Raw genomic sequence first — 20,252 nt, 5'->3', positions numbered from 1 at the left:
TCAAATCACTGGAGCGAATGGCGTTTGGCCGAAACCTCATCTCGCTCTAGGTTGGGCGGCCGCGACCTGGCCGTTTTTCAAGGCGGTCGCGAGATCGGTGAAGGCATCGGCCGAAGGCCGCTCGCCGGGGGTCTGTTTGAGTATCTCGTAGATAAGCGGCACCTGACGGACGGCCATGTCGAGATCGGGGTCGGCGCCCTGGCGATATCCGCCGATCAGCCGCAGGTCTCGGGTTTCCTCAAAACGGTGCACGAGGGCCTTCAGGCGTGAAACCAGCTTTTCCTGATCCGGCGTCCAGGCCTTGCGCGCCAAGCGCGACACCGAGGCCAGCGGATCAATCGGCGGATAGCGCCCCTCTTCCGCAAGACTGCGCTGAAGGACGATATGGCCGTCGAGAATACCGCGGGTGGAATCGGCAATCGGATCGTTGTGATTGTCGCCGTCGACGAGGATGGAGATGATCGCGGTGATCGTGCCTGTGCCTTCCGGCCCCGGACCCGCGCGCTCCAGAAGGCGCGGCAGTTCGGTGAAGACGGAGGCCGGATAACCGCGTGCGATCGGTGGCTCGCCGGAGGCGGTCGCGACCTCGCGGATGGCGTGGGCGAAGCGCGTGACGCTGTCGACGATCAACAGCACATTGTCGCCCTGATCGCGGAAATGCTCGGCGATGGTGATGGCCGATAGCGGCGCCATCTTGCGCAGCATCGGGCTCTCGTCGCTGGTCGCGACGACGGCGATCGACTTCTGCATGTGAGACCCGAGCGTGTCCTCTATGAATTCCCGGACTTCGCGGCCACGTTCGCCGACCAGTGCGATCACCACCTTGTCGAAAGCATCGGCCCTGGCCAGCATCGACAGCAGTGTCGACTTGCCGACGCCGGAACCGGCGAAGATGCCGAGACGCTGACCAAGGCAGAGCGGTGAGAAAATGTCGATTGCGCGCACGCCGGTCTTGAAACCTGTCTCGACGCGTTTGCGCGTCATGGAGGGTGGTGCGGTATTGGAGATCGAACGCGAAACCGTGCCCGCCGTCAGTGGTCCGAGACCGTCAATCGGCTCGCCCAGCGAGTTGATCGTGCGCCCGCACCAGCTATCCGACGGCGCGATGCGGAAGGCGCCCTTGCGGATGACGACGTCGTGAATGCCGATCGGCTCACCCGGCTCGATCGGACAGACATAGGTCAGCTCCGGCTCGACGCGGACGACTTCACCGAGATGGATGCCGGTGGCCGAACGATGGGCCACGAATTCGCCGAGGCGCACGTGCCTGGAAAGACCGGCGACGGTATAGTGCCCGGCGGCGATGGTGCGCACATGGCCACCATCGGCGACCGTGTTTTCGGCCATCATATATTGCCCGGCCAACGCGCCCATATGTGAAAGCTTCGGCGACATCGCGCCTTCCGGCATTCCATCCTCGAACATGATCCGCCCCTCTTACTGGCTGCCGCCGAGGGTCTTGATCGCGTCTGTGAGGGTGCCTTCACTATTGTTCGTGAGCGTCGAGATATTGTCGAAGGCACGGCTTACTTCGATCAGCTGGGTCATTTCCCGCATGCCGTTGACGTTGGAGTTTTCGAGATAGCCCTGGGCAACACCGACATTGGAACGGTCGACGACGGACTGCGGCGGGTCTGTGGGCAATACGCCGCTATTGTCATAGCGCAGGAAGCCCTTGCTGATATCGGCGCTGTAGAGGCCGATCTTGCCGACTTGCTTGCCGTTTTGCGCGATCGTGCCGTCCGAGGACACGCTGGGCGCGCCGCCGCCGGGGTCGAGCTGGATCGGCGCGCCGCCGGGATCGAGCACTGGATAGCCGCGGGTGGAGACCAGGGCTCCGCTCTCGCTCATGGTAAAGCGGCCGTCGCGCGTCAGGACCAGGCCGGCCGGCGTGTTGAGACCGAACCAGGCATCGCCCTTGACGGCGAAATCGAAGAGATTGCCGGTGTTTTGCAATTCGCCGTTGTCGGTGGAGAGATAGTCATTGCCTTGCGAGACGAAGGCGACCTTGGCGTTGAGCTTGTTTTCGGTATTGCTGAGCACTTGATTGAACTTGACCTCGGTGCCACGAAAACCCGTGGTGTTCACGTTGGCCATGTTGTCGGCGATCGTTGTCAGGCGCCGCTCAAGCGCCATCTGCGATGACAGCGCCACATAGATACCAGACTGCATTTTCAACGCCCTCCGGACATTGGAGAATAACGGGAAAGGAGACGCCAGATTTTGCGGCGCTCCAACATTTCGTTAGCCGGGCGTGGATGCCCTTACCCGATACTCTGCCTGCATTGGCTTGTGCGAAGCTGACACGCGAAAAGCCTGTGCGGTGCACGCCGAACAGCCTCACGCAAGGCAAGTCCCCTACTTGATCCGAGGAAGCAACGTTCAGGTGTGGACTGGCGATGAATATTATTATCGGATTTGTAGTGACCTGCGGCTGCATCATTGGCAGCTTCATGGCGATGGGCGGGCATGTGGACGCGCTGTTCCAACCCTTCGAGTTTGTCATCATCGCAGGTGCCGGCATCGGCGGCTTCATCATGGCCAATCCGATGAAGGTCGTGAAGGATTCCGGCAAGGCGCTGGGCGAAGCCTTCAAGCATTCGGTTCCGAAGGAACGCAACTATCTGGATACGCTCGGCGTACTCTATGCGCTGATGCGAGACCTGCGCACCAAGTCACGCAACGAAATCGAAGCGCACATCGACAACCCGGACGAATCCGTGATCTTCCAGGCCGCCCCGACGGTGCTGAAGAACAAGGAACTGACGGCCTTCATCTGCGACTATGTCCGCCTCATCATCATCGGCAATGCTCGCTCGCATGAAATCGAGGCGTTGATGGACGAAGAAATCAACACCATCCTGCATGACAAGATGAAGCCCTATCATGCCATCACGATCATGGGCGATTCCTTCCCGGCCATCGGTATCGTCGCCGCCGTTCTCGGCGTCATCAAGGCCATGAGCCACATCAACGATTCGCCCGAAGTGCTCGGCCACCTCATCGGCTCGGCACTTGTCGGCACCTTCCTCGGCATTCTCCTTTCCTACTCCGTCTGCGCCCCCCTGGTGTCGCAGATCAAGGTGGTGCGCAGCAAGCAGCATCGCCTCTACGTAATCGTCAAACAGACGCTGCTCGCCTACATGAACGGGTCCGTACCGCAGGTGGCGCTCGAATACGGCCGCAAGACCATCTCCTCCTACGAGCGGCCGTCCATCGATGCGGTCGAGCAGGAAATGATGAACCCCGGCGGTGAGAGCAAGGCGGCTTGACGATTATGAGCCAGCAATCAGCAGCCAAGGTACAGACGATGGATCGCGCTCTCTTCGCCAAGCTGACCGGCGGCCTCGGCGACGGGGCAACCGTCGGGAAACTCGCCGCCGCCTTCGGCCAGGTCTACGGCGAATTCCTCCCCGACTTCATCAAGAGCGAAACCGGCCTCGACGTATCCGTCGCCTATGCTGGCTGCCAGGCGGGGCTGATGGACGACCTCATCGCCGGCCTCGGCACCAACTGCGCCCTCGTGAACGGTTCTCTGCGCAACTGGGCGCCGAAGTTCGTTCTTGGCTGCGGCACGGGCTTCATCATGACACTGATGGAGCACATGCTGGGTGCGCTGCCTGAGACCATCGAAGCACCCGCTCCGCGGCCGCTTTCGGTCATCGAGCTCGATCTCGCTGTCATGGTGTTCGACAAGATCGCCAACGTGCTGCGCTCGGCTGTCAACGCGTCCGGTGGCTTCGAGCCCAACCTGGAGCCGCCCCACAATATCGAGAACCGCCCGAAGCCGGTCGCCGGCCAGGCCGACGAATTTGCCGCGGCCATCACGATGACGATCTCGCTCGGCAAGACCGTCTCGGAAATCATCGTCATCATACCGCAACAGGTGCTGTTGCGGACCGTGGTGACCGCGCCGCGGGCGAAAAACCCCTCAGCGGCATCGGAAGCATGGACGGAACAGCTGAGCGAACAGGTGCGCCGCTCGCAGGTGACGCTCGAAGCCCGCATCCGGCTGCAATCGCTGACGCTGAACACGATTTCCAAGCTCACCGTCGGCGACGTCATACCCTTCATGGACACGGGCGATGTCCGCGTCGAGGTCAGTGCCAACAGCAAGGACCTGTATATCTGCGAATTCGGCCGTTCGGGCGAAAATTACACGGTGCGCGTCAAGGACAATGTGAATTCCGACGACGAGCTTCTGCGACACCTGATGAATTGACCGGCATGCGGGTGCTGCAGCGCACCCACGGCAGCTTGAGGCAAGTTTCAACTGGAATAGTGATTTCATGGCTAGGAAGACGACACAGAAAAGCAGCGAGGATTCGCTGGAAGTTGAAAGCAGCGACGCCGCATTGGACGAGGCCATCGACGGCCTGCGCGGCGTGCTGAAGAAGGACAGCGACGGCGGCGTACCGGATTTCGGTGGCGAGCCAGGCACGGATCTTTCGGCCTTTGGCGGTGACTTCGGCGACGACAACGCAGGCTCCGCTTTTGGCGGCGGCGACTTCGGCGGCTCCTCCTTTGCCGAACCGGCCGCTCCGGGCAGCGCATTGACCGCCAATCTCGACCTGATCATGGACATCCCGATCGATGTTCAGATCGTGCTTGGCAGCAGCCGCATGCAGGTCTCAGGCCTGATGAACCTAACCGAAGGTGCGATCATCGCCCTCGACAAGAAGATCGGCGAGCCTGTCGAAATCACCGTCAACGGCCGCAGGATCGGCCGGGGCGAAATTACCGTGCTGGAACATGACGACACCCGGTTCGGAATCAAGCTCATCGAAGTATCGAGTGCGAAAAAAGCCTGAACCCTGTTCAGAATAAGCCCACTCCCTGTTTGGGACGGAGACGAAGACCATGATGGACTTTGACGATTTCAGCGGTGCGCTCACCGAGAAACCGTTAACTCAGGCTGAAAAGGCCGCAGCCGTTCTTCTTGCCATGGGCAAACAGGTGGCGGGACGGCTGCTGAAGTATTTCACGCAGCATGAATTGCAGCTCATCATCGCGTCTGCGCAATCGCTGAGACTCATTCCGCCGGACGAACTGGCTCAGCTCGTGGCGGAATTCGAGGATCTCTTTACCGAAGGCGCCGGTCTGATGGACAACGCCAAGGCAATCGAGAGCATCCTCGAAGAAGGCCTGACGCCTGACGAGGTCGACAGCCTTCTCGGCCGTCGCACGGCCTTCCAGGCTTACGAAACCTCGATCTGGGATCGCCTCGGCGAGGCGGATCCTGCTTTCGTGGCCAAGTTCTTCCTGCGCGAACATCCGCAAACCATCGCCTATGTGCTGTCCATGATGCCGTCCTCCTTCGGCGCCAAGGTTCTGCTGCAATTGCCCGAAGAACAGCGGGCTGACATCATGAACCGCACGGTCAATCTCAAGGACGTCAGCCCGAAAGCGGCACAAATCATCGAAAACCGCGTATTGGCGCTGATGGCGGAAATCGAAGCGGAACGCAACGCTTCCGGCTCGACCAAGGTGGCGGAGCTGATGAACGAGCTGGACAAGCCGCAGGTCGACACTCTGCTCACATCGCTGGAAACGCTCAACAAGGAATCGGTCGACAAGGTGCGCCCGAAGATCTTCCTCTTCGACGACCTCACGCTCATGCCGCAGCCGAGCCGTGTCCTGCTGCTCAACGACATCGCCGCCGATATCCTCACCATGGCGTTGCGCGGCTCGACCTCCGAGATCCGCGAGATCGTGCTCAGCTCGATCAGCCCGCGCCAGCGCCGCATGATCGAATCCGACCTGCAGATGGGCAACACCGGCATCAACCCGCGCGAAATCGCCATCGCGCGACGCGCCATCGCCCAGGAAGCCATCCGGCTTTCCAACTCCGGCCAGATCGAACTCAAGGCAAAAGACAAGACACCTGTGGAGGAAGCCGCGTGACCTCGGCGCGACTCACCTAAATCGTCTTAGACTGCTCCAAACAAGGCCGTGCATGATGCGCGGCCTCTTTCCGTTTCATGAAGGACGGCTGCTTTGGCTGACGAAGACAAGGACAGTAAAACAGAAAAACCGACGGAGAAAAAACTCCGCGACACGATGGAGAAGGGCAATGTGCCCCACTCCAGAGAAGCAACGATCTTCGCGTCGATGCTCGCGACCGTCATCTACGTCACGTTCTTCCTGCCAGCGCGCGTAGGGCGCATGGGCGAGGTGCTGCGCGACCTTTTCGAAAAGCCCGATCAGTGGCAACTTGAAACGGGATCGGACGTCCTTTCCTTGTTCGTCCGCCTCGGCTGGGAAGTCGGCAACTTGCTTTTGCCCGCCGTTACACTGTTCTTCGTCTTCGGCATTGGATCCTCGCTGTTCCAGAACCTGCCGACACCCGTTCTCGACCGCATCCAACCGCAGTTTTCCCGCATATCGCCGGTGTCAGGTTGGAAACGCATCTTCAGTACGTCAGGGCTTGTCGAATTCAGCAAGTCGATGGCCAAGATCGTGGTGGTCGGCATCATCATCTTCTTTGTACTGCGCAGCCAGTTCTTCCATGCGATCGATTCGCTGGTTTCCGATCCGCAGACGATTTTCGTGCGGCTGTCGACCATCGTTCAGAGAATTCTGACCATCGTGCTGCTGGCAACCGCCGTCGTCGGCATCGCCGACGTCTTGTGGACCCGGTATCATTGGGTCGACCAATTGAAAATGACGAAGCAGGAGGTCAAGGACGAGTTCAAGCAGGCGCAGGGCGACCCAATCGTTAAATCGCGCCAGCGTTCGATCGCCCGCGACCGCGCGCGCCGGCGCATGATGAAGCAGGTGCCGCGCGCCACGCTGGTCATCGCCAACCCGACCCATTTCGCCGTGGCGTTGCGTTATGTCAGGGAGGAAAACGACGCGCCCATCGTCGTTGCCAAGGGGCAAGACCTTATCGCGCTTAAAATCAGGGAGATCGCCGAGGCAAACGGCATCCCCGTCTTCGAAGACCCGCCGCTCGCGCGCTCCATGTTTGCGCAAGTCTCGGTAGATAGTGTCATCCCGTCAGTATTTTACAAAGCCGTCGCAGAACTGATTCATCGGATCTATGCCGCGCAGTCGAATAGAAAACGGGTACGATAAATCGAATGAAAAAATGCCCCTACTCTGCCCAACGTGAACAAATTCTTGCCGAAGCCATCAGCCCGGTCGCCAGCGAACTGCGGCTCCTCGATGCGGCCGATCTGATTTCGCTGCTGCGCTTCGAACGTTACGGCAATCTAGCCGACCTGGTGGCTTCGGCAGCCGAGCTTTATTTCCACCCCGGTACCGTCAATTTCGGGCTCGGTGGCGACTACAAGCTCGAATGGGGCGGACCGGCTGAAGTCACCATCGACCTCGAAATCAAGCCGCGCGGCGTCACCGTCTACGCCAAGCTTGCGCTTGCCGAACATCATGCCGGCATCGAGATCAACCATATCGCCTTCGAGAAGGCCTCGGCCGATCCGGACGAAAACACCGCGCTTCTCGCCCGCAGCCTGTGCGATGCGCGCTATGCCGTCAGCGGAACGACGCAAGCAGCCTGAAGAAGGCTCAATCCATCCCACATTTCATGATGAAAGTCCGTTGAGGAGTCTCGGCGTTAGAAAATGTCGCGCAAACTGCCCGGCTAAAGCGCAGGGAGCGCATCTCAGAGATCGCGATGCGCTTTAGCTGATGTAGCCGAAGCGGATCGCTTTTGCGATCGCCTGGATTCGATTGACGCTATCGAGCTTGATCGTGGCCGAGCCGAGATAGGCGTTGACGGTATGCACCGACAGCCCGAGCTTTTCGGCGATTTCCTCACTGATCCGGCCATCGCCGGCGAGCTGCAAGCAGGCAATCTCGCGTTCGCTCAGAGCCTCGGCTGCCGGCGATCGGCGCTCGTCGAGCGACAGGAGGTCCATCATGATCTGGCAGCTGCGGCCATGCAATTCGACGATCAAGTCGCTCGTGAGATCCATGAATTTCGCGGCAAACACAACATAGCCGTTGCCGACCGATCCAAGGCGCACCGGAAAGGCGACACCGGCAAACGGCAAGAGATGCGGTTTCAGGCGCTGGGTAAAAGAGGCAAAATCCGGCGTCTCGGCCGTGCTGTCGCTGTCGCGGCCATTCCACATCAACGGCAGCAGCGACTTGTCGATATGCTCGATCATCGCCTCGCCATAGGCTTCGACGAAGGCCTTGTTGAGGCCGGGATTGGTCGAACCCCAGTTGTCCAGCTCGCAGACCAGGCGCTGCTTGCTCGGCAAACCGGAGCCGCTGACGCGATAAACCGCGAAATTCTGTGCGTCGATCAGCTTTTGCATCGACACCAGCTTCGGGAAGAGATCGGAGCGACTGGACACCCGATGCGAACGGCCGAGCCTTGTTTCACTCGGCGCGTCCGTCGTCCTAACCGGCTGATATCGCATTCATTGGGCCTTCAAACGAGATTGTTTCTGACAGCAAAGGCGATCGCTTCCGATCGCGTCTTCGTCGCGGTCTTCCGCATGACGCTGGTGATATAGTTGTTGATGGTGTTGCGCGAGATGCCGAGGATCATGGCGATTTCATCGCTCGTCTTGCCTTCTGCGATCCAGAACAGGCATTCCAGTTCGCGCTCGGTGAGATCGAAATCACGCTCGGACTTGCCCTCCACGCAGCGCGTGAAGCTGGCGAAGTAACCCGACAGCAGTCCCACGTCGCGCAAGCGCTCCGGCGACAACGACAGACCATCAGGGGCCAGCAGCATCAGCGAAAACCGCGTGCGTCCGACATTGAAGGTCAACGAGCAATATTGGCGACCGACACCTTCCGGCAGCTCGACATCTTCGGGCAGGAGCGCAAAATTCGGCTGAAACAGCGACATGCATTTTTCCAGCTCGCCGGTGCGGCCGTAACCGCTCGTGAGCTCTGAAGCAAGGCGCCGAACGAGATCGAAAGGCCAGTCGGAGGACACGACGAAATCGAGCCCGCTTTCCTGGATCAGGTCGCAGCGGGCGAGAAGATAATGGGAAGCGCCGACATAGCCCGTCAACGCGCGCAGACCGGACTGAAGATAGGCCGGGCCGGCAATGGCGCTTAGCTGCTGAATGAGCTGATCGCGCGACATGGCGGTGACGAACGCGGCCAATCGCACATCCTTGTCGCCCTTGCTACCCTGCAATATCTGCATGTCCATTTTTTGCATTTCCCGCCGCTGTTAGGCGATCATACGCCAACGAGAGCATTGCTCGGTCTGGACCCAGCGCATAGGCCCGAAAACCGACATCGGTCTTCAGATGGGTGTCTGCGCCAACTCAACTTGTTACTACGCCTTATGTGCATCCGGGCGGATGCAGGCGCGGTTCTAATATTAGTTCCGTTTCGGCAATCGCATTGGCGCGAATCACCGAAACTGCAATCAACTAACCATAGACTGATATTTCAGTGTACCGGCATCTCCAAATTCTTTGAATTTACCAAACACGGATTTCATGATCTGATTCGCGGCGCCTCGACGCTACTCCGAATAGGTAGGATGATTGTAAGTCGATTCTTTCTACCCAGCAACGAAATTTCCGATCGGACGAGATATCGCAAACACCTCTGACGGCTTCATTTCGTTACGTTGGCTTGCAGAGAATATTTTTCTGAAACCCAAGATTGACGCAGTTCGGCCGTCTACTTTCCGATGACATGAAAAGACCGGGAGAAGCTCCCGGTCTCATTATCAGGCAGCGTTGTCGACGGCCCATTTTCTGAGGATCTTTGCGGCCCGTTCTTCGCTGATTTCCACCATGCGCGAGAGGCGACGTTCCGGCCCTTCCTTGACGCGGCGATTGAAGGTGCCGCCGTCTTCGCCCATCGTCAGCAGGTCGTCGGTGCTGTCGAAGCCGAAGTCCGAGCCGAAGCCGTCCATTAGCGCAGCCCCCGGCCCGCCGACGGCCGGCGCGAAATCCGGCAATTCCAGGCCAGCCGCCTCAGGCAGCGCCGCGGCACCGGCTGCATCGCCACCGAGCGAGCGGATCAGCGGACGGAAGCCCATCCAGACGATGAGGAAGGCAACCGCGACGAAAGCAGCCGAATTGATGATGCCGGCCATATTGCGGCTCAGCATGTCCATGATGCTGAAGCCCGAAGAGCTGTCGTCGAGCAGTTGGTTGTCAAGGAAATCCATCGCAGTGACAGTCACGACATCGCCACGGCCGGAGTCGAGGCCGGCAGCGGTCGAGACGATCTTCTGCATCTCGGCAATATAGGCGTCGATCTTGGCCTGATCGGCCGGCTGACCGACCATCTGGGCAATGCGGCCCTTGTTGACCACCACGGCCACCGAAAGCTTCTCGACCCTGTAGCTGTTGCGGGTCGTGGCCGTCGTCTTGCTGTTGATTTCGTAGTTGGTCTGCTCTTCGCGCTTGTCGGACTGGTCGTTCGATGTCGGCCCGTTGCCACCGGCCTGCGGGGCGGCCTGCGGAATGTTCTGCTCGACGGTCGCCGCCGTATCTGACTGGCGCTGCTGCGATTTCTGCGCTTCCTTGGTGGTGCGCACCGAACGTTCGACCTTCGAATCCGGGTCGTAGGTGGTTTCCTGCACCTGCTGGCTGTCGGTGTTGAGCTGTGCCGTCACGCTGGAGCGGAAATTGTCCATGCCAAGGAACGGCGCAAGCGCCTTGTCGATGTTCGATTCGACCGTATCCTGGACATTCTGCACGATACCGAGATTACGGTTCAGCGCGCCATTGCTCGGATCGTCACCCGAGGCCAGCAACTGTCCGGTGGAATCGAGAATCGTAACGTCTTCGACCTCCAGGCCGGGAACGGCGGAGGCGACGAGATGGCGGATGGCCTGGGCTGACTTGCGCGCCGCCTCCGCGTTCGCTCGGATCATGACCGAGGCTGTCGGCTTTTGATCCGCTTTTCGGAAGTTACCGACATCCTGCATGACGATGTGGACGCGCGCCGCGCTGATACCCGAGATGGAAGTGATCGTCCGGGAGATTTCGCCTTCAAGCGCGCGGACGCGCGTCACTTCCTGCATGAAGGAGGTCAGGCCGAGCGAGCCGACATTGTCGAAGAGCTCATAGCCAGCGTTGGTGCTGTTCGGCAGGCCGCGCTCGGCAAGAAGCAGGCGCGCCTTGCCGGTCATGCCGGCCGGCACGGTCAGGCTGGTGCCATCAGAGCCTACCTGGAAATTGATGTTGGCTTCGGCAAGCGCAATGCTGATCTGGTTCAGATCTGTTGCATCCAGGCCGACATAAAGAGTCTCCTGGGCAGGCTTGTTCACGTAAAGGGCTGCAAACAGGATGAGCGCCATGGAGACGACGCCGACGCCGGCCATGATCAGCAGGCGCGTCCTCCCCAGGTTCTGCAGATTCCTGAACAAGGGAACTAATTGATTTAACAGATTCATTCTGTTCTCGCACGATTCGTCAAAGACCTAATGGCTTTGTGCCCTGCAGCGAAGATAGAAATCGAAACTTGTGCGAGCGTTTCGTCTGGGCAGGAAAATCAAAAAGTCGAAGAATTTATGCGAGATAATATAGGAAAAACAATATTAAGCGCCGGCGCTTCCTATCAGAAGAAATCGAAATCGCCGGCGGCCTTCGCCAAGGGCTGAGCGTGTCCGTGGCGACCGCTGCCGCTAAGCGCCTTCTGCATTTCCGACAGCTTGACCAGGCTCAACGCCGTTGCAACATCGACCATCCAGCCATCCGGGATATCGCCGGTGATGGTATCGATGAACTCGGCGATGCCGCGCGTCTTCTGCACGGCCAGATCGATGCCCTGCATGACCTTCATCGAGTCAGGCGATTCCAGCACGTTGACGCCGCCGAGATCGAGCAGTTGCGGCTCGATGCGTTCGATCAGGTAAGCGACATCGTGCAATTCCGAGACGATACGCATGAGAATGGCGGGGAGCGCCTCCTGCATGGCGGATGCTTCGGTGCTCGGGACGGTGGTCATCGGGTAGTCCTCGTTGATCAGAAAAATTCGATCGTATTGTCGACCGGCTTCGGGGCGGCAACGGGGCGCTGTTCCAGAGCCACGGTCTTCTGCGTTTCGGCGCCGGTGAGCGGATATTGCCGGGCACGGCCGGAGATCGGCCAATATTCGATCTTGCGTCCATGCTCGCCGCCCGTGCTGGAGCCGACGACCGGAATACCTTCATCCCTCAGGAATTGCATGGCGAAGGCAGCATTCTGCTCGCCGACATTGGAGAAGGTGGCAATCGTCTTAGCACCACCAAAAACCTTCGCCTCCAGCCGATCACGACGCGCGCCCTGCTTCAAGAGACCGTTGATGAGCAGCTCCATCAGATGCACGCCATAGCGCGTTGCGTCACCGCCGCTCATCGGCGAAGCAGCCGTTCCCGGCAGGAGAAAGTGGTTCATGCCGCCGACGCCAGCGATCGGATCGCGCAGGCATGCTGCCACGCACGAGCCGAGAATAGTCGACAGCACCACGTCCGGGTCGCTGATGACTTTGTACTCACCCTGAATGATGTGCACGCGACGGGCAGCACCCTCGACGATCATTTCAACGCTCCGAACACGGCCTCGATCGCCGCTTTCATCTTTTCAATGGTGAAGGGCTTCGCGAGAACGTTGTTGGCGCCGAGCTGCGCAGCCTTCGTGACCAGCGCACGGTCGCCCTGCGCCGTCAGAATGATAAAGGCCGCTTTCTTCGTCGTCGGATTGGTGCGGACGGCCTGAAGCAGGCCGAGGCCATCCATCTTCGGCATGTTGAAGTCGGAGATCACCAGATGATGCGGCTGCTGCTCCATGATCTTCATGCCCTGCTCGCCATCACCGGCAGCGGTAATCTGCTTGAAGCCCAATTGCGTCAGCGCGTCGCTCAACAAGAGACGGCTGGTGACCTGGTCGTCGACGATCAGAACTTTGATTTTCTCCGCTAGGGACATTATTCGCTTCCTTCCTTACGGGCGGCTGTTACTTTCAATATTTCCTCGCCAATGGCGTTCAGCGGAAACTGCTGTTCGACTGCACCGAGTTCGAATGCGACCCTCGGCATTCCGTAGACCACGCAGGTCTTTTCGTTCTGGCCGATGGTCCGCGCGCCAGCATGGCGCATCTTTAGAAGGCCGGCAGCGCCGTCACGCCCCATGCCGGTCAGGATGACGCCAACGGCGTTGCGACCAGCGAGCTCGGCGACCGAATCGAAGAGCACATCGACGGAGGGGCGATGGCCGTTGACCGGCCCACGCTCGATCAGACGGCAATGCGGCGCCGACACGTTGGCGATCTGCAAATGCCGCTCGCCGCCGGGTGCCAGATAGATCTTGCCGATCTCCAGCCGCGCGCCATCCGTCGCTTCCTGCACGACCGGCGCGCAGAGCCGGTTGAGCCGCTCGGCAAAACTGCGGGTGAAGCTCGGCGGCATGTGCTGGGTGATGACCGTCGGCGGGCAGTTGGCCGGGAACTTCTGCAGGACCGCGATCAATGCCTCGACGCCGCCGGTGGACGAGCCGATCGCGACGATCTTGCGGCCGACACGGAAATCCGCGACCGCAGGCGGCGGAGCATGATTGGCGGCCGGCTTGATATATTGCCGCTGCGAACGAGCCGCCGCCTTTACCTTTTCCGCGAGATCCCCGAAGGGGCGCGGCTCGCCGGGAGCCGGTTTGCCGACGCAATCGAACGCCCCGATTTCAAGGGCGGCTAGTGTCGCCTCGGCGCCGCGATGCGTCATGGTCGAGACCATGATGACCGGCATGGGCCTGAGCGTCATGATCTTCTCGAGAAAATCGAGGCCGTTCATGTTCGGCATTTCGATATCGAGCGTCACGACATCGGGATTGAGCGCCTTGATCGCCGCGCGCGCTTCCATAGCATCGCCGGCCTGGCCGATGACGTCCACCTCCGGATCGGAGCGCAGGACGGCGGTGATCAGGCCGCGCATAGTCGCGGAGTCGTCGACAACAAGAACGCGAGCGGGGGCTGTCATGCTTTCCTCCCGATTGAATTCGCAATGCGGCGATAGGTGGTGATGCCGATATTGTCGAAGAGGTGCTTGGCCTCACCGGAGACGCGCTCGGAATGGCCGATATAGAGATGGCCGTTTTCCGGCAGCAGACCGGCAAAACGCGACCAGATCTTCGTCTGCGTCGGTTCGTCGAAATAGATGACGACATTGCGGCAGAAGATGACGTCGAATGTGCCCTTGAACGGCCATTGCGCCATTAGGTTAAGCTCGTTGAAGGTGATCAGTCGCTTGACGCGGTCATCGATCTGGAATTTGCGGCGCCCCTGGATTTCGACCTCCTGGAACCATTGCTTACGCATGGCCGGCGAAACGGTTTCGAGCGAAGTCTCGTCATAGGCGCCCGTACGGGCAAGACCCAGGATCTTCGGATCGATATCGGTCGCCAGGATCTTGAAATCGAAATCCGCGGCATTTGGCAGCAGCGACAGAACCGTGAGCGCGATGGAATAGGGCTCCTGCCCGTCGGAACAGGCTGCCGACCAGATACGGACACGGCCACCGCTCTTGGCACGCGCCAGAAGGCCCGGCAGAACCTCATCGCGCAGGTGATCGAAATGGTGATTCTCGCGGAAGAAGCGGGTGAAATTCGTCGTCAGATGCGACAGCATCTCGCGCCGCGCCGCCGCTCCCGCCGGCGAGGAGACCAGCGCGCAGTAGTCGCGAAAGCCAGGCAAGCCCAGCGCGCGGATATGCTTCGAAAGCCGCGAATAAACCAACGAGGCCTTGGTCTCGTTGAGGGAAATTCCGGCGTCCGAATAGATCATCGCGGCAATTTCGGAGAGATCGCGCCGCGTCAGCGGATATTCGCCGTTGGCCAGCACCTCGTCCGGTGATGCCTTGATATCTGTCGCTCCCATCGTACTCATGCAGCTTCGCTTTCGCTGTCCGGGAACAGAGTTTCGAGTTCGATAAGGCAGATCATACGGCGGTCGATCGCCAGGATGCCGCGCGCAAACTGCCGTTCGTAGTCGGAAGAGACTTCCGGCGTCGGCTGGATGTTGTCGTCAGTCACCGTCAGGATATCGGACACGGCGTCGACCAGCAGGCCGACGACCTTGCGCTTGACCTGCGCCACGATGATCACATGGCGCGCGGTCGGCTCGGCGCGCTTCATGCCGAGGCGGGCCGAGAGATCGACGATCGGCAAGACGGCGCCGCGCAGGTTGATGATGCCAAGGACATGGGCCGGCGCATGCGGCATGGCGGTCGCCGGCGTCCAACCGCGGATTTCGCGGACCGACATGATGTCGACGCAGAACTCCTGATCGCCGATGCGGAATGCAATCAGCTCACGGGCACCCTGGGTCAGATTCTTGACGGCGTAGGACATAGGTTCAACCTGCTGCTGCGTAGGACATTTCAGCCTTCAGCGACTGGCCGCGCGAGGCGCCGACCACGGCATCGACGTCGAGGATGAGAGCGACGCGCCCGTCACCAAGGATGGTCGCGGCGGCAATGCCGGGGACATGCGTGTAGTTCGCTTCGAGGCTCTTGATCACGACCTGGCGCTGACCCTGGATGGCATCAACCATCAGAGCGCGCTGTCCGCCGCCTTCCGATTCCACCAGCAACGCGACACCTTCGACCGGATTGGCCTGCGTGGCGCGGAAGTTCAGGATGCGACCGACATCGACCAGCGGGCAGAAGCTGTTGCGGATCGAGATCAGGCGATGGTTGGCGCCGAAGGAATGGATCGCGGCGGCTTCCGGCTGCAGGGTCTCGACGATCGCGGTCAACGGCACTACCAGCGTCTGACCGGCAACCGTCACCACCATGCCGTCGAGGACGGCGAGCGTCAGCGGCAGGCTCATAGTGAAGACCGAGCCCTGTCCCGGCTTGGAGCTGATGTTGATGCGGCCGCCCAGTGCCTGGATCGAACGCTTGACCACGTCCATGCCGACGCCGCGGCCGGAAATGTCGGAAATCTTGTCGGCGGTCGAGAAGCCCGGCAGGAAGATCAGGTTGTCGATTTCCTCGTCCGAGAGATTGGCGTCGGCAGGGATCAGGTCGTTGTCGATCGCCTTCTGGCGCACCTTCTCGCGGTTGATGCCGGCGCCGTCGTCGGCAAGTTCGATCAGGATGCGGCCGGACCGGTGCTTTGCCGTCAGGCGAACCGTGCCTTCGGGGTTCTTGCCGAGCGCCGTGCGCTTTTCCGGTGTTTCGACGCCGTGGTCGACGGCGTTGCGGATCATGTGGGTCAGCGGTTCGGCCAGCTTGTCGATGACCGTCTTGTCGACTTCGGTATTTTCGCCCTCTGTGACCAGACGGATCGACTTGCCGGTCATATCGGCGATTTCACGGACGATGCGCGACATGCGCTGGAAGACCGGCTTCACCGGCTGCGCGCGGATCGCCATGACGCTGTCCTGGATCTCGCGGGTGAGCTGCTGCAGCTCCTCGAGGCCCATGTTGATCGAGGATGCGCCGTTATTGTCATTTTCGATGACGCTCTGCGAGAGCATGGCCTGGTTGATGACAAGCTCGCCGACGAGGTTGATCAGTCGGTCGACACGGTCGAGATCGACACGGATGGTCTGGCCGGCACCGGCGGCGGCATTGTTCTGCGCGGCGGCACTGGCGGCAGCGGCGGCGGCAGCCGCATCGTTCTTCTTTTCGACGCGGGCGGCAGCGGCGGCAAGCTGCGTGACATTGCTTGCGGTTTCAGCAGCGGCAACGGCGGCGGCCGCGTCGTTCTTCGGCTTCGGCGCTTCCTCGGCGGCCTCCACAGCCGGCTCGATACCCTCTCCGTCGAGAACGGAGAGATCGAAGGGCACTGGGACCATCGGCAACTCATCATCGCCGGCAGCTGAGGTCGAATCCTCGACCAGCCGGACATCGAGCTCGCAATCCCATTCGGCGAATTCGAAGACGGTGCGAATGGCGTCTTCGCCCTTGTCCGTCTTGATCGAGATCGTCCACTTCAAATAAGCGCCTTCGGGGTCGAGCTGATCGAGGCCCGGGAGAGCGTCCATATTGCAGTGAATGCTCATTTCGCCGACACGCGAGAGGTCGCGCAGCAGCAGCGTCGCATCATTGCCCTTGGCATAGAGATCGGAGCGCGGCTTGAAGCTGACTTCATATTCCGGCATGGCCACGAGGGCCTCGTCACTACCGAAATCATCGTCGAAGCTGAAGGGGATCGGCTGAAAGCCGCTATCATCCGTGGGAGCTGGGGCGGGCGCGGCTTTGACAGGGGCCGGCGCGGGTGCTGTGGCCTTTGTAGGCTTCGGTGCGACTTCGCTGGCTGCGGATGCCGACGGCAATTCGCCGTGAGCCAGCGCTTCCAGTTCCTTGACCAGGCCCCTGCTGCGGGCCTGATCGACGCTGCCGCCGTCGCGGGCGGCGTTGGTCAAGTCCGCCAGAACGTCGGCAGCCTTGAGCATGACCTTCAGGACATCCTGGGTCGGCTCCAGCTTGTTGGATCGAACACAATCGAGCGTGGTTTCGAAAACATGGGCAAAGGAGACAAGGTCGTCCAGACCGAAGGCCCCTGCCCCGCCCTTGATGGAATGAACGGCACGGAAGACGGCATTGACGGTTTCCGGATCGCGGTCGCCATCATTCATTTTCAGGAGACCGGATTCCAGTTCGGCGAGCTGCTCCTCGCACTCCTGGAAGAAAATCTCTTTGATTTCGTTCATATCCATAGGAACAGATCCTGTTTAAGCGGTTACACGCTCGATGGCATCGATCAGCTTGGCGGGATCGAAGGGCTTGACGATCCAGCCCGTCGCACCGGCCTGGCGGGCACGGTTCTTCTTTTCGGCGTCGCTTTCGGTCGTCAGCACCAGGATCGGGATGGCGCGATACTTGTCGTTGCGGCGCACGCCCTCGATGAAGCCGAAGCCGTCAAGGCGCGGCATGTTGATGTCCGTGACGATGACGTCGGGGTTTGCTTCTTCCAAAACCTCGAGGCCCTCGACGCCGTCTTCGGCCTGAATGGTCTCGAAGCCGGCATTGTTGAGGGTGACGAGAAGCATGTTTCGGATGGTCCGTGAATCATCCACGGTCAGCACTTTTTTCTTCATTGCCGGATCTCCTTGGCAAGCAGATGATCGATGTCGACTCCAATCAACTGCATCGTTTTTTGAAATGCGTCCGACACCTTGGAAAAGGTGAAGGACAGCTTGTCTTCATTCCAAGTCTTGGCGGCGGCCATGATGACCTGAACGCACAAGGCCCCGATCCTCTCGACGCCTGATGCATCGATCACGATATGGCTGCCGCGCAGCCCCACTAACTTGCCGCGAAGCGTCGAGGCCTCGTTAAGGTCCAGCACCGCGGCCAGACTGATTGTCTTTTCGCCTTTCCTGCTCGCCATCGCTTTATTCCTTGTTGACTGAAATCGGGCCCCACGGCCCGCATGCGCATAAAACAGAGATGTCAGTAAGCATTCCGCTCGCCTCCAAGCCCGGCCCTGCGAAGCGGAAAATCGAATTCGGCTACATTGCCCTCGTCAGGCCGGACGACGCCTTCGTCGCGCCGAGCGATTGGCGAGCGTGGCACCGCAGCCAGCGGACGCGACACAGCCGCATGGCGACGCTCGCGCTCAAGGCGGAATTCGCGGATCGTCTGGCCAAGTTCGAGGATGACGGTGTGAAGATGATCGGCGCCTTCGTCCGAGCGACGGGCGAGGTTTTCGGTGGCGGCGGCGCGTTCACCGAAGTTGCCGATGTCCGTCGTTACCGTGCGCAGACCGGCCGCCTGTTCGTCGGTGGCGGCGGCAATGCCGGAAATGGCATCGTTGATATCGGTCACCTGGCGGACGATGCTGCCGATCGCTTCCTGCGTACGGCCGACCATCTGCACGCCGGCATCGACCTGCGCCTTGGTGCCCGTCACCAGCGCCTTGATCTCGCGGGCGGCATCGGCGGAGCGCTGGGCCAGCGCGCGAACTTCCTGGGCGACGACGGCAAAGCCACGACCGCTGTCACCGGCGCGAGCGGCCTCGATACCGGCGTTGAGCGCGAGCAGATTGGTCTGGAAAGCGATCTCGTCGATGACGCCGATGATCTGGCCGATCTTTTCCGCCGAGTTTTCGATATCGGCCATCGCGGAAATGGCCTGGCCGACGACGCGGCGGCTGTCTTCGGCCGCAACGCGTGTGGAGGCGGTGGCACGCTCGGCCGACCGGGTGCTCGCGGCATTGTTGCGAACCTGATCGGCAAGTTCGGTGAGCTGCTTTGCCGACATCGCAAGCCCCTGAGCTTGCTCAGTAGAATTCTGGGCGAGGAATCGGGAATCGCGGGCGATGGCGTCCGTTGTCGCTTCGGCCGCCTGCACGCTGGCGGACAGCGCTGCAAATTGATGCTGGATGTCGTCCAGGGCGGCATTCAGCGTCTGCGCCAGTTCGGCATAGGCCTCCGGGCCATCGGCCGGCAGGCGGACGGTCAGATCGCGTTCTGCGAGGCTGCGAATGACATCGGCAAAGAGACCGGCGGCTTCGGCGTGATCCGCACTGCGTTGTTCGGCAAGTGCCCGCTGGTGGTTGAGGCGCAGCTCGTTGAAGCGCAGCGACACGGCGATCTCGACGTCAACCATGACGAGGCGAACGGCGGCGGCGATCAATTCGCTCAGTTCACGGGCACGACGTTTGGCACCAGGCAGGATGGTACGGCCACCCATTTCCTCGACGATACCGGAGAGAACATGTTCCAGAACCACGCCGTGGCCGGCGACGTGCCAGCGCGGGTCGAGCCCCATCTTGCTTTCGGTATCGGAGAGAACCTTGACGCGCTCGGCGTACAGACTGTCGAATCGAGCGTCCGTCAGCACGTCCCAATGCGAGGATTGCAAGTCCTGCAGGCGTTCAAGCTGGCTTTCGCTGGTAAAATTGCGGGCGGCGTCGGGAAAGGTCTGGAGACGGTGAAAGAGATCGCGCAGGCCGGCTTTCAGATGCGGTTCAAGCATCGGCCGGTTGCGGCGCACGATTTGGCATTGCTCGGCATCGAGACCAGCAAAACGCAAGCGGTCGCGAAGGCTGCCCGCCTGCGCCCGTCCTGCCTGATCTGACGGCGAATCCTGCGCCAAAATCGTCCCCATCGAACTGCCGGGCGCAAGCGACGCCGGCAAAACCATTGATGATCCGGCTCAGACCCAACGAAGAGACGAGGAAACGCGCACGTCGCCGCCGGTCCATTGACCGGGACGCTGAAGCTCGCTCGTTCATCAAAGTCTGTTTTCGGACCGTTTGATGACATGGATACCGGATCTGACCCGGTACGACGGGGCGGCTTCATGCCTGGTGAGAACGAGTGACAGTTTTCCCATTCCGACGTGCAGCTTCAATGTTTATGGTTAATTCCTTG

At 60.5% G+C, this 20,252-nt stretch carries 21 protein-coding genes; 6 read left to right on the top strand and 15 right to left on the bottom strand.

Translation table 11 applies throughout. From position 1 onward, the window contains the following. Positions 1-36: 36 nt before the first annotated feature. Positions 37-1,425 (bottom strand): flagellar protein export ATPase FliI, encoded by a 1,389-nt coding sequence (gene fliI, locus PY649_RS21235; RefSeq protein ID WP_285870639.1) that lies wholly within the window; start codon positions 1,423-1,425, stop codon positions 37-39. Between the two features lie 12 nt (positions 1,426-1,437). Next, positions 1,438-2,172 carry a flagellar basal-body rod protein FlgF gene (flgF, locus tag PY649_RS21230; protein ID WP_285870638.1) on the bottom strand — a complete coding sequence of 245 codons (735 nt, stop codon included), beginning with the start codon at positions 2,170-2,172 and terminating at the stop codon, positions 1,438-1,440. A gap of 227 nt (positions 2,173-2,399) precedes the next feature. Here flgF and motA point away from each other — a divergent pair, with 227 nt between their 5' ends. The 6 genes from motA (at position 2,400) to PY649_RS21200 (ending at position 7,520) form a co-directional block, all read left to right on the top strand. Beyond that, entirely contained in the window at positions 2,400-3,272 is an 873-nt protein-coding gene (motA, locus tag PY649_RS21225) for a flagellar motor stator protein MotA (RefSeq protein ID WP_107106981.1), read from the top strand. Between the two features lie 5 nt (positions 3,273-3,277). Continuing rightward, positions 3,278-4,222 (top strand): FliM/FliN family flagellar motor switch protein, encoded by a 945-nt coding sequence (locus tag PY649_RS21220; protein WP_285870637.1) that lies wholly within the window; start codon positions 3,278-3,280, stop codon positions 4,220-4,222. 67 nt (positions 4,223-4,289) lie between these two features. Beyond that, complete coding sequence (gene fliN, locus PY649_RS21215; RefSeq protein WP_285870636.1) at positions 4,290-4,811, top strand: flagellar motor switch protein FliN; 522 nt, start codon at positions 4,290-4,292, stop codon at positions 4,809-4,811. Between the two features lie 49 nt (positions 4,812-4,860). Further along, complete coding sequence (gene fliG, locus PY649_RS21210) at positions 4,861-5,904, top strand: flagellar motor switch protein FliG (protein ID WP_285870635.1); 1,044 nt, start codon at positions 4,861-4,863, stop codon at positions 5,902-5,904. 93 nt (positions 5,905-5,997) lie between these two features. Then, the gene (gene flhB, locus PY649_RS21205) at positions 5,998-7,077 is read left to right on the top strand and encodes a flagellar biosynthesis protein FlhB (RefSeq protein ID WP_285870634.1); all 1,080 of its coding nucleotides are present in this window, start codon (positions 5,998-6,000) and stop codon (positions 7,075-7,077) included. 5 nt (positions 7,078-7,082) lie between these two features. After that, the gene (locus PY649_RS21200; RefSeq protein ID WP_285870633.1) at positions 7,083-7,520 is read left to right on the top strand and encodes a BspJ family T4SS effector nucleomodulin; all 438 of its coding nucleotides are present in this window, start codon (positions 7,083-7,085) and stop codon (positions 7,518-7,520) included. 123 nt (positions 7,521-7,643) lie between these two features. Here PY649_RS21200 and visR read toward each other — a convergent pair whose 3' ends face one another. The 13 genes from visR to PY649_RS21135 form a co-directional block, all read right to left on the bottom strand. Then, positions 7,644-8,390, bottom strand: coding sequence for a transcriptional regulator VisR (gene visR / locus PY649_RS21195; RefSeq protein WP_285870632.1), 747 nt, complete (start codon positions 8,388-8,390; stop codon positions 7,644-7,646). An 11-nt stretch (positions 8,391-8,401) separates the two neighbouring features. Beyond that, positions 8,402-9,139 (bottom strand): transcriptional regulator VisN, encoded by a 738-nt coding sequence (visN, locus tag PY649_RS21190; RefSeq protein ID WP_285870631.1) that lies wholly within the window; start codon positions 9,137-9,139, stop codon positions 8,402-8,404. A 531-nt stretch (positions 9,140-9,670) separates the two neighbouring features. Beyond that, positions 9,671-11,350, bottom strand: coding sequence for a flagellar basal-body MS-ring/collar protein FliF (gene fliF / locus PY649_RS21185; protein WP_285870630.1), 1,680 nt, complete (start codon positions 11,348-11,350; stop codon positions 9,671-9,673). A gap of 164 nt (positions 11,351-11,514) precedes the next feature. Further along, positions 11,515-11,904, bottom strand: coding sequence for a chemotaxis protein CheT (gene cheT / locus PY649_RS21180; protein WP_285870629.1), 390 nt, complete (start codon positions 11,902-11,904; stop codon positions 11,515-11,517). 17 nt (positions 11,905-11,921) lie between these two features. Next, positions 11,922-12,476, bottom strand: a complete 555-nt coding sequence (cheD, locus tag PY649_RS21175) for a chemoreceptor glutamine deamidase CheD (protein ID WP_285870628.1) — start codon at positions 12,474-12,476, stop codon at positions 11,922-11,924. Further along, positions 12,473-12,862, bottom strand: a complete 390-nt coding sequence (locus tag PY649_RS21170; RefSeq protein ID WP_285870627.1) for a response regulator — start codon at positions 12,860-12,862, stop codon at positions 12,473-12,475. Before PY649_RS21170 ends, cheD begins: the two co-directional genes overlap by 4 nt. Then, positions 12,862-13,905, bottom strand: coding sequence for a protein-glutamate O-methylesterase CheB (gene cheB / locus PY649_RS21165; protein WP_120703160.1), 1,044 nt, complete (start codon positions 13,903-13,905; stop codon positions 12,862-12,864). The genes PY649_RS21170 and cheB overlap by 1 nt, the downstream gene beginning before the upstream one ends. Further along, entirely contained in the window at positions 13,902-14,810 is a 909-nt protein-coding gene (gene cheR, locus PY649_RS21160; RefSeq protein WP_285870626.1) for a protein-glutamate O-methyltransferase CheR, read from the bottom strand. The genes cheB and cheR overlap by 4 nt, the downstream gene beginning before the upstream one ends. Further along, complete coding sequence (locus tag PY649_RS21155) at positions 14,807-15,274, bottom strand: chemotaxis protein CheW (RefSeq protein WP_283057086.1); 468 nt, start codon at positions 15,272-15,274, stop codon at positions 14,807-14,809. The genes cheR and PY649_RS21155 overlap by 4 nt, the downstream gene beginning before the upstream one ends. 4 nt (positions 15,275-15,278) lie before the next feature. Then, on the bottom strand, positions 15,279-17,591 hold the full coding sequence (locus PY649_RS21150; protein ID WP_285870625.1) for a chemotaxis protein CheA: 2,313 nt from the start codon (positions 17,589-17,591) through the stop codon (positions 15,279-15,281). Between the two features lie 15 nt (positions 17,592-17,606). Continuing rightward, positions 17,607-17,972, bottom strand: coding sequence for a chemotaxis response regulator CheY1 (gene cheY1, locus PY649_RS21145; protein ID WP_028751177.1), 366 nt, complete (start codon positions 17,970-17,972; stop codon positions 17,607-17,609). Next, positions 17,969-18,265, bottom strand: coding sequence for an STAS domain-containing protein (locus PY649_RS21140; RefSeq protein ID WP_285870624.1), 297 nt, complete (start codon positions 18,263-18,265; stop codon positions 17,969-17,971). Before PY649_RS21140 ends, cheY1 begins: the two co-directional genes overlap by 4 nt. Positions 18,266-18,327: 62 nt before the next feature. Beyond that, positions 18,328-19,974, bottom strand: coding sequence for a methyl-accepting chemotaxis protein (locus tag PY649_RS21135; protein ID WP_285870721.1), 1,647 nt, complete (start codon positions 19,972-19,974; stop codon positions 18,328-18,330). Between the last annotated feature and the right edge of the window lie 278 nt (positions 19,975-20,252).

The sequence above is a fragment of the Rhizobium mayense genome (genome assembly GCF_030272705.1).
Classification (GTDB): Bacteria; Pseudomonadota; Alphaproteobacteria; order Rhizobiales; family Rhizobiaceae; genus Rhizobium; species Rhizobium mayense.
This window is presented reverse-complemented; position numbering and strand designations above follow the sequence as displayed.

Excerpts from the sequence above, each read along its gene's own strand:
- PY649_RS21220 (WP_285870637.1), top strand. The coding sequence starts at position 3,278 with ATGAGCCAGCAATCAGCAGCCAAGGTACAGACGATGGATCGCGCTCTC.
- flgF (WP_285870638.1), bottom strand. The coding sequence starts at position 2,172 with ATGCAGTCTGGTATCTATGTGGCGCTGTCATCGCAGATGGCGCTTGAG.
- PY649_RS21140 (WP_285870624.1), bottom strand. The coding sequence starts at position 18,265 with ATGGCGAGCAGGAAAGGCGAAAAGACAATCAGTCTGGCCGCGGTGCTG.
- PY649_RS21155 (WP_283057086.1), bottom strand. The coding sequence starts at position 15,274 with ATGTCCTACGCCGTCAAGAATCTGACCCAGGGTGCCCGTGAGCTGATT.
- motA (WP_107106981.1), top strand. The coding sequence starts at position 2,400 with ATGAATATTATTATCGGATTTGTAGTGACCTGCGGCTGCATCATTGGC.
- fliG (WP_285870635.1), top strand. The coding sequence starts at position 4,861 with ATGATGGACTTTGACGATTTCAGCGGTGCGCTCACCGAGAAACCGTTA.
- fliN (WP_285870636.1), top strand. The coding sequence starts at position 4,290 with ATGGCTAGGAAGACGACACAGAAAAGCAGCGAGGATTCGCTGGAAGTT.
- PY649_RS21170 (WP_285870627.1), bottom strand. The coding sequence starts at position 12,862 with ATGTCCCTAGCGGAGAAAATCAAAGTTCTGATCGTCGACGACCAGGTC.
- visR (WP_285870632.1), bottom strand. The coding sequence starts at position 8,390 with ATGCGATATCAGCCGGTTAGGACGACGGACGCGCCGAGTGAAACAAGG.
- visN (WP_285870631.1), bottom strand. The coding sequence starts at position 9,139 with ATGGACATGCAGATATTGCAGGGTAGCAAGGGCGACAAGGATGTGCGA.
- cheD (WP_285870628.1), bottom strand. The coding sequence starts at position 12,476 with ATGATCGTCGAGGGTGCTGCCCGTCGCGTGCACATCATTCAGGGTGAG.
- PY649_RS21200 (WP_285870633.1), top strand. The coding sequence starts at position 7,083 with ATGAAAAAATGCCCCTACTCTGCCCAACGTGAACAAATTCTTGCCGAA.
- cheR (WP_285870626.1), bottom strand. The coding sequence starts at position 14,810 with ATGAGTACGATGGGAGCGACAGATATCAAGGCATCACCGGACGAGGTG.
- PY649_RS21150 (WP_285870625.1), bottom strand. The coding sequence starts at position 17,591 with ATGGATATGAACGAAATCAAAGAGATTTTCTTCCAGGAGTGCGAGGAG.
- fliI (WP_285870639.1), bottom strand. The coding sequence starts at position 1,425 with ATGTTCGAGGATGGAATGCCGGAAGGCGCGATGTCGCCGAAGCTTTCA.
- cheY1 (WP_028751177.1), bottom strand. The coding sequence starts at position 17,972 with ATGAAGAAAAAAGTGCTGACCGTGGATGATTCACGGACCATCCGAAAC.
- fliF (WP_285870630.1), bottom strand. The coding sequence starts at position 11,350 with ATGAATCTGTTAAATCAATTAGTTCCCTTGTTCAGGAATCTGCAGAAC.
- cheB (WP_120703160.1), bottom strand. The coding sequence starts at position 13,905 with ATGACAGCCCCCGCTCGCGTTCTTGTTGTCGACGACTCCGCGACTATG.
- cheT (WP_285870629.1), bottom strand. The coding sequence starts at position 11,904 with ATGACCACCGTCCCGAGCACCGAAGCATCCGCCATGCAGGAGGCGCTC.